Source organism: Bacillus xiamenensis, assembly GCF_000300535.1.
In the GTDB taxonomy this organism is placed as follows: domain Bacteria; phylum Bacillota; class Bacilli; order Bacillales; family Bacillaceae; genus Bacillus; species Bacillus xiamenensis.
Genome location: NZ_AMSH01000074.1, coordinates 1 through 15,407 on the forward strand (window position 1 = coordinate 1; position 15,407 = coordinate 15,407).

At 42.0% G+C, this 15,407-nt stretch carries 12 protein-coding genes and 2 tRNA genes; 6 read left to right on the forward strand and 8 right to left on the reverse strand.

All coding sequences use genetic code 11. The features are described 5' to 3' along the window. The first annotated feature begins 250 nt into the window (after nucleotides 1-250). From murQ to BA1_RS16625, 6 genes are read left to right on the forward strand one after another with little or no spacing between them, the layout of a single operon-like run. Nucleotides 251-1,162, forward strand: a complete 912-nt coding sequence (gene murQ / locus BA1_RS16600) for an N-acetylmuramic acid 6-phosphate etherase (protein WP_008361387.1) — start codon at nucleotides 251-253, stop codon at nucleotides 1,160-1,162. A gap of 14 nt (nucleotides 1,163-1,176) precedes the next feature. Beyond that, nucleotides 1,177-2,046 carry a MurR/RpiR family transcriptional regulator gene (locus tag BA1_RS16605; RefSeq protein WP_008361389.1) on the forward strand — a complete coding sequence of 290 codons (870 nt, stop codon included), beginning with the start codon at nucleotides 1,177-1,179 and terminating at the stop codon, nucleotides 2,044-2,046. Further along, a complete protein-coding gene (locus tag BA1_RS16610; RefSeq protein WP_008361391.1) occupies nucleotides 2,043-3,431 on the forward strand; it encodes a PTS transporter subunit EIIC in 1,389 nt (462 codons plus the stop codon). Before BA1_RS16605 ends, BA1_RS16610 begins: the two co-directional genes overlap by 4 nt. 3 nt (nucleotides 3,432-3,434) lie before the next feature. Then, the gene (gene pbp4b / locus BA1_RS16615; RefSeq protein WP_008361392.1) at nucleotides 3,435-4,790 is read left to right on the forward strand and encodes a penicillin binding protein PBP4B; all 1,356 of its coding nucleotides are present in this window, start codon (nucleotides 3,435-3,437) and stop codon (nucleotides 4,788-4,790) included. 13 nt (nucleotides 4,791-4,803) lie between these two features. Next, nucleotides 4,804-6,723 carry a glycoside hydrolase family 3 protein gene (locus tag BA1_RS16620; RefSeq protein ID WP_008361393.1) on the forward strand — a complete coding sequence of 640 codons (1,920 nt, stop codon included), beginning with the start codon at nucleotides 4,804-4,806 and terminating at the stop codon, nucleotides 6,721-6,723. A gap of 11 nt (nucleotides 6,724-6,734) precedes the next feature. Further along, nucleotides 6,735-7,982, forward strand: a complete 1,248-nt coding sequence (locus BA1_RS16625) for an exo-beta-N-acetylmuramidase NamZ family protein (RefSeq protein WP_008361395.1) — start codon at nucleotides 6,735-6,737, stop codon at nucleotides 7,980-7,982. 38 nt (nucleotides 7,983-8,020) lie between these two features. Here BA1_RS16625 and BA1_RS16630 read toward each other — a convergent pair whose 3' ends face one another. The 8 genes from BA1_RS16630 to BA1_RS16665 form a co-directional block, all read right to left on the reverse strand. After that, nucleotides 8,021-8,986, reverse strand: a complete 966-nt coding sequence (locus BA1_RS16630) for a bile acid:sodium symporter family protein (protein WP_008361397.1) — start codon at nucleotides 8,984-8,986, stop codon at nucleotides 8,021-8,023. 467 nt (nucleotides 8,987-9,453) lie between these two features. Then, nucleotides 9,454-10,839, reverse strand: coding sequence for an MFS transporter (locus BA1_RS16635; protein WP_008361399.1), 1,386 nt, complete (start codon nucleotides 10,837-10,839; stop codon nucleotides 9,454-9,456). Nucleotides 10,840-10,980: 141 nt separating this feature from the next. Then, complete coding sequence (locus tag BA1_RS16640) at nucleotides 10,981-11,736, reverse strand: glucose 1-dehydrogenase (protein ID WP_008361401.1); 756 nt, start codon at nucleotides 11,734-11,736, stop codon at nucleotides 10,981-10,983. Nucleotides 11,737-11,747: 11 nt separating this feature from the next. Further along, nucleotides 11,748-12,758 (reverse strand): zinc-dependent alcohol dehydrogenase, encoded by a 1,011-nt coding sequence (locus BA1_RS16645; protein ID WP_008361403.1) that lies wholly within the window; start codon nucleotides 12,756-12,758, stop codon nucleotides 11,748-11,750. Between the two features lie 54 nt (nucleotides 12,759-12,812). Next, complete coding sequence (locus tag BA1_RS16650; RefSeq protein WP_008361405.1) at nucleotides 12,813-14,066, reverse strand: enolase C-terminal domain-like protein; 1,254 nt, start codon at nucleotides 14,064-14,066, stop codon at nucleotides 12,813-12,815. Between the two features lie 97 nt (nucleotides 14,067-14,163). Beyond that, nucleotides 14,164-14,859, reverse strand: a complete 696-nt coding sequence (locus BA1_RS16655; RefSeq protein WP_008361407.1) for a FadR/GntR family transcriptional regulator — start codon at nucleotides 14,857-14,859, stop codon at nucleotides 14,164-14,166. 329 nt (nucleotides 14,860-15,188) lie between these two features. Continuing rightward, a tRNA-Thr gene (locus BA1_RS16660) sits at nucleotides 15,189-15,261 on the reverse strand. A gap of 1 nt (nucleotide 15,262) precedes the next feature. Further along, nucleotides 15,263-15,337, reverse strand: a tRNA-Asn gene (locus tag BA1_RS16665). Nucleotides 15,338-15,407: the final 70 nt, after the last annotated feature.

The following is a 15,407-nucleotide window of genomic DNA, read 5'->3' on the forward strand; positions in this document are numbered from 1 at the left end:
GCGGTGTCTTAACCGCTTGACCAACGGGCCATTTTGTCAAGTTTACTGTTTCCGCGAAGCTGACAAAAGTTATTATATACAGGTTGCCCACCGTTTGTAAAGGGGATTTTTATTTTTTTTATTTTCTAATTATTCACCCCCTATCAGCACAATGTTTCGACTGAAATATAATTTCAGTATTTAAATATAATATTGAAATTTCATATCATACTCAATATACTGAAAATGAAGAAATAAGGAGGTATGTCACATGCAGCCATCTCAACTGCGTTCTTTGACAACAGAATCAAGAAACCCTAACACCATGGGAATTTCACAAGCAAATCCACTCGAAATGCTCCAAATGATCAATAAAGAAGATATGAAGGTCGCCCAAGAAGTCAACCGAGTCCTTCCCAATGTAAAAACAGCAAGTGACTTCGCCTATGAATCCATCTCGAATGGAGGCAGACTCATTTATCTAGGCGCTGGAACAAGCGGCAGAATTGGTGTCATGGATGCTGTGGAATGTCCACCCACCTATAGCGTTTCACCAGATGTCATCATAGGCATCATGGCAGGCGGAGACTCTGCTTTTTCACACGCTGCTGAAGATGTGGAAGACAGTGAAGAAGCTGGCAAACAGGATTTAGAACACATCCACCTGACATCAAAAGATACTGTTGTCGGCATCGCTGCTAGCGGCAGAACACCTTATATCATTGGCGCTTTAAACTATGCAAGATCCATTGGAGCAAAAACAATCGCCCTCAGCTGCAATGAACAAGCTGAGATTAGTGAGCTGGCAGACTGTGCCATTGAAGTCATCGTCGGACCAGAAGTCATCACTGGATCAACAAGAATGAAAGCCGCATCCGCTCATAAAATGATTTTAAATATGCTTTCCACCTCGGTCATGATCAGACAAGGCAAAGTATATGAAAACCTAATGGTTGATGTAAAAGTAAGCAATCACAAACTAAAAGAACGCGCCATCACCATCATCCAACATGTGACAAACGCTTCCTATGAACAAGCCGTAAAAACTCTTGAAGCAGCCGATTTAGAAGTCAAAACCGCCATTGTCATGCTTCAAACAAATACAGATAAAAAGACAGCAAAAGACTTACTCAACAAAGCAGATGGCCATATCGACAAAGCCATCTTACGTCATCAATCCTAAAGGAGGCAAAGCTCATGTCAGCAGGCGGACTCACCCTACTACACACAATGAAATCAAAACTTCCCCAATCTGAAAAAATCATTGCAGACTATATCCTTGCCCACCCTGACAAAGTCATTAAAGGCACAGTGCATGAAATCAGTCAGGCTGCCGGTGCAAGCAGCTCTGCCGTCATCCGCCTTTGTAAATCACTCGGGCTGGATGGCTACCAAGATTTAAAAATGCGAATCGCTGGTGACTTAATGCACGCCGATAAACAAGGCTACCGGGATATCGAACAAGATGAACCACTTCCATCCATTATTCAAAAGACAGCAGGAAACTCGATTCAATCGATCAAAGACACAGCCTCTATCTTAAATGTAGAAGCTTTAGAAAAGGCCGTTCAACTGCTGCTGAATGCAAACCAAATCCATTTTATCGGTGTTGGTGCATCTGGCATCGTTGCAGCTGATGCTCAGCAGAAATTTCTCAGAATCAATTATGCGGCCACAGCCTTCACTGACATGCACATTGCATCCACAGTCATCGCAAATGCAGGAAAGAATGACATAGTATTCGGCATATCCTTTTCAGGAGAAACGTTAGACATCATTCAAGCCCTTCAACTCGCCAAAGAAAATGAAGTGAAAACCATTGCCTTAACGCATCCAGGTCATACAAGCGTTTCTGCATTGTGTGACGTTCACCTATCGACATCCGGTTCCAATGAAGCACCCTTTCGCAGTGCTGCCACTTCCTCTAGAATGGCACAGCTCTATTTAATCGATGTCTTGTTCCTAAGCTTAGCCTCCCGTCAATATGAACAAACGGCACAATATATTGACAAGACAAGGCATGCCATCCGCTCCATGAAACGAAAATCAAAGGGGGATTCAACATGAGTCATCAAAAGAAATATCAGCAGTTGGCGAAAGACATTCTTTCACTCTGTGGTGGTTCTGAAAACATCTCTTCCCATACACATTGTATGACACGTCTCCGAATTACACCGATTCATCATGAAAAAGTTCAACTCACAGCGATCAAAGAACTCGATGGTGTCATTGGCGTCGTCGAGGCGGAAACCGTTCAAATCATCTTAGGCACTGGTGTTGTCAATCATGTATCAAGTGCGTTTGAACAGCTGCTAAACGCCTCGGATTCATATGATCTAAACCAAGAAGCACAAAAAAACAAACAAGCCATTTCACAAAAGAAACGCACACCATTCAAGCTGCTATTACGTCGAATTGCGAGCATTTTTATCCCCATCATTCCCGCACTGGTCGCATCAGGTCTCATTACGGGTATTACAAAAGCGATCGTGCAAGCGGGCTGGCTCGATGGAAAATCCCAAGCAGCCATTATCCTAACGGTGATCGGATCAGGCTTGTTTGCCTATCTCGGTATATTAGTCGGAACAAACGCCGCAAAAGAATTTGGAGGCTCTCCTGCATTAGGTGCATTAGCAGGTATCCTCATTATTAACCCAGCCTCCGCAGATATTATGTTATTTGGCACAAATATTCTACCAGGCAGAGGCGGACTCATCGGTGTTCTTCTTGCCGCCATCTTTATGGCACTTGTTGAGAACCGAATCAGACGCTTCGTCCCGCAATCACTTGATATCATCGTCACACCAACCATCACACTTCTTATTACAGGCATTTTCACATACGTTGTCTTCATGCCAGTCGGCGGATTTATATCTGATACCATCACCTCAGGGCTTACTTATCTATTAAACATTGGCGGTATTTTTGCCGGATTTGTTCTTGGTGCAACCTTCCTTCCTCTTGTTGTGACAGGACTTCACCAAGGTCTAACACCTATTCATATGGAGCTCATCCATTCAATTGGAGATGACCCGCTTCTGCCAATTCTCGCTATGGGAGGTGCAGGACAGGTAGGCGCTGCCTTTGCCATTTATATGAAAACAAAAAAGAAAAAACTGAAAAGAGCCATTGCAGGCGGACTTCCTTCAGGAATGCTTGGAATTGGAGAACCACTCATTTTCGGTGTCACACTCCCGCTGGGAAGACCATTCCTTACCGCATGTCTCGGTGCTGGAATCGGCGGAGCATTTCAAGCCTATTTCCAAATCGCCACTAAAGCAATTGGGGTATCAGGTCTCCCATTAACCTTTATCGTTCACACGCATCAAATGCTTCTTTACTTAATCGGACTATTTATCGCATATGTCGCTGGATTTATTTTCACATACTTATTCGGCTTTCATGATGATATGGCTGTTGAATTCGAGGAAACTAATAATAAGGAGGTCTAGCTCTTGAAGAAATGGTTTCTATGCATAACAAGTCTGTTCATGCTCCTTGGGTTACCAGTACCAACATTTGCAACTAGCTCCCATCCTGTACCGTCTTTCTCTAAAACAGCACCTGAAGAATATCCCGTCTTAAAAAAAGCAAAACGACCGGAACAAGCAGGTTTTTCTTTCAGGCAGCTTAGGAAGGTTGATCAAATGATTCAAAAAGATATCAAAGCAGGATTTCCAGGAGCCGCACTCATCATCATCAAGGATGGTAAAATCGTCCACCAAAAAGCCTATGGCTACAGACAGAAATACGAAGGAATGACTGAACTCAAATCGTATAAGAAAATGAAAAAGAACACATTGTTCGATCTGGCATCCAATACAAAAATGTATGCCACCAACTATGCCCTGCAAAAGCTTGTATACGAACAAAAACTAGATGTGAATGAAAAAATACAATCCATCCTGCCAGACTTTCAGGATGAACCAGATGCAAAGGTAACCGGCAAAGATCAACTCAGGGTAAAGGATCTTCTCACCCATTCTGCCGGACTCCCTTCAAGTGTCTTATTTTATAGCAAAGAAGCAGCATGCTCTTTTTTCTCCCAAGATAGACAAACAACTATGAAATGGCTGCCTAAAGTGCCGCTGCAATACACACCAGGCACCCAGCATATTTATAGTGACATTGATTACATGCTGTTAGGCATGATCATTGAGAAAAAAACAGGCATGCCTCTTGATCAATATGTAGAGTCGACGATCTACCGGCCGCTCGGTCTCAAACATACAATGTTCAATCCGCTGAAAAAAGGATTCAAGCCGAAGCATTTTGCAGCTACCGAGCGCCTAGGCAATACACGAGATGGTGTCATTGATTTTGAAAACATTCGGCGATATACCCTACTGGGTGAAGTCCACGACGAGAAAGCATATTACTCCATGGCTGGTGTATCTGGTCATGCTGGACTTTTCTCTAACACCTCTGATATGGCTGTGCTTCTTCAGCTGATGCTCAACAAAGGAGGCTATGGGAAAACAACCATCTTTGACCAAACTTCAATCGATCTCTTTACGACATCCTCAGACACGAACCCAACCTACGGGCTAGGCTGGCGGAAAAACGGCCATACTGACATGGAATGGATGTTTGGAAAATACGCAAGTAACGAAGCCTATGGACACACAGGCTGGACCGGAACGATGACATTGATTGATCCAAAACACAATCTAGGTGTCGTCCTGCTGACGAATAAGAAACATTCACCTGTCGTTTCACCTAAAATCAACCCAAATCAATTTGAAGGTGACCTTTTCCCAACTGGAACTTATGGAAGCATCATGACTGCAATCTACGAATCATTTAAGTAAAAGGAGGAATTCGATGTTAAAATCTCTCTTCCCCGCTGCACTGGTTTTGGCCCTACTCACCGCTTCCATTCCAACGGAAAAGGTGAGCTCTGCCCCTCTTCCAACCGCCAAACAAATGGTTCAAGACATGTCACTAGATGAAAAAATTGGTCAAATGCTCATGCCAGACTTTCGAAATTGGCAAGCAGAAGGTGAATCCACTCCTACAGGGTTAACAAAAATGAATACAGAAGTGTCTCATATTGTTAAGAAATATCATCTAGGCGGTGTCATCTTATTTGCAGAGAATGTCGTTGATACGAAACAAACCGTCAACCTCACTCATGAATTTCAAAAAGCATCACCAAACATTCCTCTATTCATTTCAATTGATCAAGAAGGCGGAATCGTCACAAGACTTCAAAAGGGAACACATTTCCCAGGAAATATGTCGATTGGTGCCTCTAGAAGTAAGAAAAATGCATACGACACAGGAAAAATCATCGGTAAGGAATTAAACGCCTTAGGCATCAATACAAACTTCTCTCCTGTTCTTGATGTGAATAATAACCCAAACAACCCCGTCATTGGTGTCCGTTCCTTTAGCTCTGACCCTCCACTTGTCACTAGACTTGGTCTTCAAACCATGAAAGGACTTCAAAAAGAAAAGACCATTTCCACACTAAAGCATTTCCCAGGCCATGGTGATACAGCTGTCGATAGTCACTACGGACTTCCGCTCGTCAAACATGACCTTGATCGTTTGAAAAAGGTTGAACTGTATCCGTTTCAACAAGCAATCAACGCAGGTGCTGATATGGTCATGACCGCTCACGTTCAATTTCCAGCCATTGATAACACGACCTATCAAAGTAAAAAAGATGGTGAAGACATCATGGTTCCTGCTACTTTATCTAAAAAAGTGATCACACATCTACTAAAAGAAGAAATGGGCTTTCAAGGAGTTGTTGTGACAGATGCTCTAAACATGAAAGCGATCGCAGATAACTTTGGACAGGAAGAAGCCGTGGTGATGGCCATTAAAGCAGGCGTCGACATTGCCCTCATGCCAGCCCCTGTCACGTCCTTAAAAACAGCGAAAAACTTAGAAAATGTGTTCAATGCTCTAAAACAAGCCGTTTTAACAAACGAAATTCCGATATCTCAGATCAACCAATCTGTTGAGAAAATCCTTGAATTAAAGATCAAACGAGGCATCATATCCACCAATAAACCCGTAAGCCTTGAAAAGAAAATCAAAAAAGCCACTCAACTCGTTGGTCAAAAGGCGCACCGAAAAGCAGAACAAAAAATGGCACGTGAAGGCATCACTCTACTTAAAAACAACCACAAAACCTTGCCCTTTAAACCTAAAAAGAACGATCAAATTGTGCTCATGGCACCCTATGAAGATCAAACAAAAGCAATGTCTGTCACAATTGACACTCTGATCAAACAGAAAAAGATCAAGCCTGTTCATATCCAATCGTACGCATTTGCAGATAAGAGCTTCTCGAAAGAAACAGCCAAGCTGATTCAAGATGCTGACTATGTCATTACCGGCTCTTACGTTGTCCAAAATGACCCAGCTGTAAATGATGGCGTGATTGATGACAATGTACAGGACCCGAAGAAATGGGCAACTGCCTTCCCTCGTGCTGTCATGAAAGAATCAGCAGCACAAAACAAAAAACTGGTCATCATGAGTCTTAGAAACCCATATGATGCTGCCAATTTCGAGGAAGCCGATGCCTTACTGGCTGTTTACGGTTTTAAAGGCTACTCAAACGGACAATTCAATCAACCGAATATTCCTGCTGGACTAGAAGTGATTTTTGGCGCGGCATCACCTAAAGGGAAATTGCCAGTTGCTATCCCATCAGTCACTCATCCTAATCAAACCCTTTATCCATTTGGCTATGGACTCAATTTAAAAGGGAAGCAGATCAAATAGGAGGGATTCTCTTGAAAAAGACCGCAAGCTTGATACTCGCTAGTCTTCTCATGATCAGCACATTGACCGCCGCCTCCCCCGCAGATTCAGGACGAACAGACACAAAAGGGAAAAAAACAGCAGTCAAAACAGGGATCGAAACATTACTATCAAGTAATCTCTCTTGGCTAAAAGGGAAAAAGGTAGGACTTATTACGAATCCTACCGGCATTGATGCAAACATGAAAAGCAGTCTCGATCTCCTATTTGAACATCCAAATATAAAACTGACTGCCTTGTACGGACCTGAACACGGCGTACGCGGTGACGCACAGGCAGGAGAAGGCGTCGAATCGTATACCGACGAAAAAACGGGCCTGCCTGTTTACTCTCTCTATGGAAAAACAAGAAAGCCAACTCCTGATATGCTCAAAAATGTAGATGTCCTGCTGTTTGATATTCAAGACGTTGGTACTCGTTATTACACCTATATTTACACGATGGCCTATGCAATGGAAGCCGCTAAGGAAAACAACATTCCATTTGTTGTCCTAGATCGTCCAAACCCAATAGGCGGGCTAAAAGTAGAAGGACCTGTATTAGAGCCCGAACACGCCTCATTTGTAGGTCTCTATCCAATCCCATTAAGACATGGGATGACGACTGGAGAACTTGCACACATGTTTAACAAAGAGTTTCATATCAACGCTGATGTCACTGTGATCAAAATGAAACATTGGAAACGCTCCATGACGTTCGATGACACAAAGCTGCCGTTTGTCCTTCCTTCCCCTAACATGCCGACTGTTGACAGTACCTATGTCTACCCAGCAACCGGATTAATTGAAGGCACAAACGTCTCTGAAGGCAGAGGAACGACAAAACCATTCGAGCTCATTGGTGCTCCATATATCAATAGCAATCAGCTAGCAGATCATCTAAATGGGCTAAAACTAAAAGGCATTCAATTTAGACCTGTTTCATTTACCCCTACCTTTTCAAAACATGCCGGGACTCTTTCCCATGGCGTGCAATTATACGTCACAGACCGTACTTCATTTGAAGCAGTAAAAACGGGATTATCCATCATCAAAGCAATTCATGATTTGTATCCGAATGACTTTCAATTCCTTCAAACAGGAAGCTTTGATCAACTTATCGGAAATGGCTGGGTCAAAGAAGAAATCAATAAGGGAACTTCCATCAAACACATCATGAAACAATATCACCATGACCTGAAAACATTTGAAAAGAAGCGAAAGAAATACCTCATCTATTAATCGCAAAAAAGCCTCCATCTCAAAGGATGGAGGCTTATTCATGATAACGATTTAGTCACAGCAGGTGTTTTCAGCTCAAAACGATTAAGTAAAAAACCAAAAAAGGCAGCAAGCACTTGCTGAAAGAGCATACCAATCACAACAGGGACGGCAACAGCAGGCGGAAAAAAGCTAATGGCAAGTACAGCACCCGCACTAATGTTTCGCATACCGCCTGTATACACAATGGCCACAACCTCCCCTTGCGTACATTTCATGGCCTTTCCAATGAACCACGCAAACGCATACCCACTCATTGCAATGAGAAACACAATGACTGCTTTACTAAAAAATGCTGCATCAAGCTCACGCAAATATGGGGCGACAACAGAGCTATTAATAGACACCACCACAAACAAACCTATTTTTGAAAAAGGTGACATCGTCTGACTGATGGCCTTCGTCACCGTTGGCTTAGCATACTGATGAACGAGCATTCCCAAAATAGACGGAAGCACCACCATACCGAACAACCCTTTCATGATGGCCCCAATGTCCATATGCACTTGTGTTCCGACAAGCAATGACAGACTGGCTGGCACAATCAAAGGCGAAAGCAGTGTATCAATTAAAATAATAGATAAAGTTAACCCAACATTTCCTTTGTACATGGCTGCCCATATTAAACTAGACACACCTGTTGGAATGACCATCGCTAGCGTCAAACCTGTGATGGTCATGGAATCATCAGCAAATATCAGATGCCCCGCCGCCCAAGCATAAAGAGGCATTAATACATGCAAAATCATAAACGTTAAAATCAAAGGCAATGGATGCATCACCGTATGCCTTAAAGCTGAAAAGCTGGCAGATAAACTTCCTGTAAATGTCATGACGGCAAACACCCAAGGCACCAAAAACGTAAAATCCCTTAAATACGCCGCTAATACAACACCAAGCAACACACTAATAGGAGTCATCACCGGCATCATCCGACCAAGCACTTGATTCAAATGGACAATCATGCCGCGCACCTCCATCCTTCACTTTCTTACCTCATTTATTGTCAAACAAACAGATTGGCTTTTTAAGAACCTGTCACCTATTTGACGAGTTTTTGACTAGACGTATCCACTTTATACACATACCGCACAAGGAAAGGGGTTTTTCTGCAAAATGAAGAAATAGAAGAATAACTTTCGAGAAACAGAGACGTTCAGCGTCTTTTATATTTGAGGATACCTAAAAGGCAATATAGTAAGAATAAAAGAAATGAAGGCAAGAATCAAGAACTATCGATGTGAAGACATTCCTGAATCAAATATAAATAAATGACAAAAAATCACCACCATATAGACCGCTCCACAAAGTCAGAAGTACATGTGCACATTACCACCGTAAAAATGAAAAGACCTAATTTCGATACATACCGAATTCAGGTCTTAGAAGTGGTCTCACCTTATTGAGTAAGAAAAATCAATATGGCTCTTTTTTACTCTTTCACCACCGACGAATCATCATGTAATTCCAATCGTTTAATATCTCCTACAATCAACAAGTAACTCAACATAGCAACAATTGCATTTATGCCTACAAAAACGAGTGCGCCATGAAATGAACCAGTTGCACTAATGATAAAACCAATAATAATAGGTGTCGTAATACCAGAAATATTTCCAAATGTATTAAATAAGCCGCCACTTAACCCACCTATTTCTTTTGGAGAGCTATCAGCCATGACCGCCCATCCCAATTGCCCAAATCCTTTTCCAAAGAACGCCAGCGCCATAATGCCAACCACATGCCATTCCACATTCGTATAGTTACATGCGATCATACCACTTGATAGAATCATCCCGATAATAATAGGCGTCTTTCGAGCAAAGGTAAGCGATTTCCCCTTTTTCAGCAAATAATCCGAATAGATCCCACCTAAAATCCCACCTATAAAACCACTAAGCCCAGGTAATACGGCGACAAATCCCGCTTGTAGTATTGACATCCCTCGCTCTTGTATGAGATACACAGGAAACCATGTCATAAAAAAATAAGTGAGGGTAGAAATACAATATTGACCAATATAAACACCGACTAACATACGACTTTTCATAATTTGTTTGATATAAGACCATTTGATTCCACTTTTCTGCGCAGACCCTTTATTGGCGTTTTCCCCCATCATATCTAACAGACCGCCGCCATCCTCAATATAATCTAACTCTGCTTGATTGACACGGGGATGATCCTTTGGATTATGAATGACTTTTAACCAAATAAAAGAGATCACAATCCCTAACGCACCCATAATTGTGAAAACATGTTCCCACCCCATGTACGCTGTAATCCACGACATAAATGGTGTAAAAACAATAATGGCTAAAAAGGCAGATGCACTAAAAATAGCAGATGCAGTCCCACGCTCATGATCAGGAAACCACGAAGCTGCAACCTGGCTATTTCCCGGGAAAGAAGGAGCCTCTGCAAGCCCTACAATAAACCTCAGAACAAAAAGCAGAATAATAGCTGTAGAAGCACTAAACAAACCGACAAACCCTTGCAATAACGTAAAGAAGGACCAAAGAAAAAGACTCCAAAACAACACCCTTTTCGTTCCAAACCGATCTAATAGCCAGCCACCAGGAATCTGGCCAAGCGCGTAAGACCAACTAAAAGCCGAAAAGATAAACCCCATCGTCACCGCACTAATGCCTAGATCACTCTGTAAAGGCGTAGCCGCAACTGAAATCGTGGCACGATCTGCATAATTTATCGTCGTCACAATGAACAAAAAACTGACAATGAACCAACGGATATTCGTTTTCTTTCCTTGCACTGGAACTGTCTCATTCCCAATTATTGTGTTGCTGTCTACCCTCATCTTATTCGCCCCTTTGTTTGTCATTATTTACACACACAAGTCAAACACCCCTAAAGAAAACGCTTTCAAAAAATAAGGAGGAATCTACTCTCGGTGTGTCTTTCGTGCCCCACTTCATATGACTCATGGGGCACGAAATTTTTATCGTCCAAGCCAACCACCATCAACAGAGAGCAAATGACCATGCACATAGTTCGCAGCAGCTGATGCTAAAAAAACAGCAGCTCCTTTAAAGTCATCTGGATTTCCCCAGCGCCCCGCAGGAATTCGCTCTAATATTTGCCTGCTGCGAACTGGATCATCAATCAACGCAGTGTTCATTTCTGTTGCGATATAACCTGGTACGATCGCATTGACATTAATACCAGATGATGACCATTCATTTGCAAGTGCTTTCGTCAATTGACCAACCGCCCCTTTTGCAGCTGCATATGCAGGGACATACAAACCTCCTTGAAATGAAGCAATAGAAGCAATATTGATGATTTTCCCGCTCTTTTTTTCAAGCATATGTTTTCCTGCTTGCTGACATAGAATCCAGACAGCCTTCAGGTTCACTTTGATCACATCATCCCAATCCTGTTCAGGAAACTCAGCAGCCGGAGCCCTTCTTTGAATACCTGCATTATTCACCAAAATATCAACTGAATCCATCATCTCAATGGCTTTTGGGATCGCCTCTTTTACTTCGTCTATATTTTCCATATCACAGCGAACAATTTCACAACGCACACCTAACTCTCTAATTTCATGTTGTGTCACCGTATCATCTGACCTTTGAAGAAGAACAATATCTGCTCCCGACTCAGCAAGACCTATAGCAATTGCTTTACCAATACCACGTGTTCCCCCAGTTACTACAGCTGTTTTCCCTTGTAAATCAAAAGCCTGTCTCATCAACATCACCCCTATAGTTTAAATAAAATTTTCAAAGCTTGATCGGGATTTTCCATCAAATCAAAGCCTGTTTGTATCTCCTCTAATGGTAGAATGTGTGACACCAATTCATCGATTTGAATCTTTTGCTGTTCGAGCAACTCAATAGCTTTTGTAAAATCACTCGGTGTATAACAGCGAGTCGTTGTTAAAGAAATTTCTCGAAAATGCATCGCAGACAACTGTATAGTCGGCGCTTTTTTATAGACACTGACCACAACGATTTCACCTTGGTATTTGATGCATTCTATCATTTGATCAGCTGTTGCCTGAATACCTGCTACTTCAAAAACGACATCAGCCCCAACACCATCTGTATATTTTTTTATCACATGTGTCACATCTGTGTGCCGAGCATCAATGACTTCAAACCCCATCTTCTGAGCGATTTCTAAACGCATTGAACTTACATCAGAAATGACAATTCTTCCAGCGCCAGCCTGTCTTGCTATCAAGCCTATTAAAAGCCCAATAGGACCTGCACCGAGAATGACAACCGTATCTCCAACCTTCAGCTTCGATCGCCGAACTGTATGAACAGCTACAGCCAAAGGTTCAATCATTGCTCCCTCTTTTTCTGTAACAGATGCTGGAAGGAGCCTAAGCCTGTGAATAGGAATCGTAACATACTCAGCAAAACCACCATCTTGATCAATTCCTATATATCTCAATTTCTGACAAACTTGAAATTGCCCTTGCTGACAGGCTGAACAAACCCCACAATGTATGAGCGGTTCAATCACCACCTTATCTCCCTTTTGAACATGCTGATCACCATCAATATCTATTACAACCCCGCTAAATTCATGTCCAAGGACAAGGGGAGCTTCTGCCCTCGGATGCAGCCCATGATAAATCATCATATCAGTGCCACATATCCCTGCGTAAGATACCTTAATGAGTGCCTCCCCAGATGCCGGTACTGGCATCTCTCTCTCCTTCATTGCGACACATTTAGGTGATACGTATGCTCCTACTTTCATACATTTCTCTCCTTTTAAAAGAATCCTTTTGTCTTCAAACTTTCCGTTCATCGCTTACGGTCGTACAGCAGTCCCGTCTGGTGTTCGGGCAAGTGTCCACGAAGGAATACCGCCTACAGGTGGATACAATTTTGCTTTCTCTTCATCAATATCAACGCCTAATCCAGGTAGATCATTCACATAAGCAAACCCTTGATCAACAGTTGGACAGCCTGGGAACACCTCTTGTAACGCTTCATTAAACACTGTCCATTCCTGAATCCCAAAATTCGGAGAGCTTAAGTCTAAATGCAGATTGGCAGCCACACCGACTGGAGAAATATCCCCCGGACCATGCCAGGCTGTTCTGACGCCAAACAACTCACTGAATACAGCTAATTTCTTGGCCGGAGTGATTCCTCCGATAGTGCTGACATGGCATCTAATAAAGTCTATTTGTTGGTTGATAATCAAGTTTTTCCACTCATTTATGTTCGTGAATAACTCTCCTATACCAATTGGCGTTGTACTTTGTTGTCTAATAGTTTGAAGCCAATCAATATTTTCAGGAGCAACAGGATCTTCTAAGAAAAACAGTTGGTATGGCTCTAAATTCTTGGCCAACCTTACCGCTTCGATTGGTGGAATGCGTTCATGAACATCATGAATCAATTCCATATTGAAGCCAATCTTAGATCGCAGATAATCAAATAACTTATCAACACTCCTTGCATAGGCTTCAGGGTCAAAATAACATCCGGGTAAAGCATTTTTAGGAGAACGCTTCGGTACAATTTGATTCGATTTTTCATAAATCGTTGCAATTAACCGTGTATCAGTCGTTCCACTGCCACCATACATCCCCATTTGACATCGGGCATATTGATACCCCTCTTCCATTAAGGCAAGTACATTCTCCTCAACAGCCTTTTCATCTGGCCCATCGGCATGACGATAAAGGGGGATACCCTCCCGACATTTACCTCCTAATAGTTCATACACAGGTAAATGAGCCAATTTACCTTTAATATCCCAAAGTGCCATATCAATTCCTGATAAAGCATTGTTCATGATTGGACCATTCCTCCAGTAACCGCTTACATTTGCAGACTGCCATATATCTTCGATTCTCTTTGGATCTTTTCCAATAAGAAATGGCTTTAAATAATCCTCAATTGCTGATTTCACAGCAAATATCCGCTGTGTAAACGTAGCACAGCCTAAACCATATAGACCTGGTTCATTTGTTTCGATCTTTACAACGACTAAATCAATATTTCCAGGTGCGGTTAAAATTACTTTGACATCGCGAATAGTTAAATCTCTCATGGTCAAATGCCTCCTATCATAACTCCCTTTATTACAATCTTGTTAGTTGTCCTACAAGATTACGAAAAAATACTACCTCTTTTTAAAGAGGTAATGTTCAATCCTTGATCATGCTCATTTTCTCAATGTTATTTTCCATCGCATGATTCAGTATCTCCTTCGCTTTTTCTGCATCTCTACTTTGAATGGCTCTAAATAATTGCAGATGGACTTCGATACTTTCCAACGTAACACCAATCACTCGATTTAGTTCCTCTAAATAGCGGTAATACATATCCCGAATAGAGTGGACGACACTATAAAACACTTTGTTATTTGAAGCCTTCGCAATAGCTAAATGGAAGTTAAAGTCGGCTTCTGAATATTTTTTATAGTCATCACGATAGCGAAACATCGCATTGAGTGCATGCTCCATATTCTCAAAGTCCTCATCTGTAGCATGCTTAACAGCCAAATCAATACATTTGTATTCAATAGTCTGTCGAAACTCCATCATGTCCAAAAATTCTTTCTCACTTAAATGCAGAATCATTTCAATATCATGTATATCAAATTGACCAACTTTCTCTGACACGAATGATCCCTTTCCATGATGAGTCACAACAATTCCTTGATCCCTTAAACGCTGAATAGCGCTCCGAACACTTACCCTGCTCACATTAAACAACTTCTGCAGCTGCGGTTCAGATGGAAGTTTACTTCCTGGCTTCCAGTTCCCCTTTGCAATATTGTCTTTCAGTTGTTCATATACCATATTCACAATGTTTTGTTTGTCTATAGAATCAAATTCCAAATCTAATCCCTCTCTTGTAACACGTCATACAAGTTATAACTGATCATAGCACATAATCAACAACAAGTAAACGCTTTCTTTTTAAAACTAAAAGAACTGACTACCTGATTCTATGAATACTTCTTTGCCCTCTTCAAAAAATAGGTCCCCGATTTGTTTTGATGTTATCTACACGCAATAAAAGAAGTTGGTGCTATGGTAGCCGATGCAATATCGAGGCTTTTGCAAGTAAAGTTATGCGATCCCAACTCGATCCCAATCAATAAAAATAAACACAAAAAAAGCCTTCTCATCTTTGAGAAACCTTGTCAGATCAATATTTAGAGGAAAGCTTCCAAGCGGGCTCGAACCGCTGACCTCTTCCTTACCATGGAAGTGCTCTACCTACTGAGCTATGGAAGCATGGCTCCGCAGGTAGGACTCGAACCTACGACCGATCGGTTAACAGCCGATAGCTCTACCACTGAGCTACTGCGGAATGGATAAAGTAACTTCTTCCATTGGAAGGATATAAACAAAAAGCTTGGCGGCGTCCTACTCTCACAGGG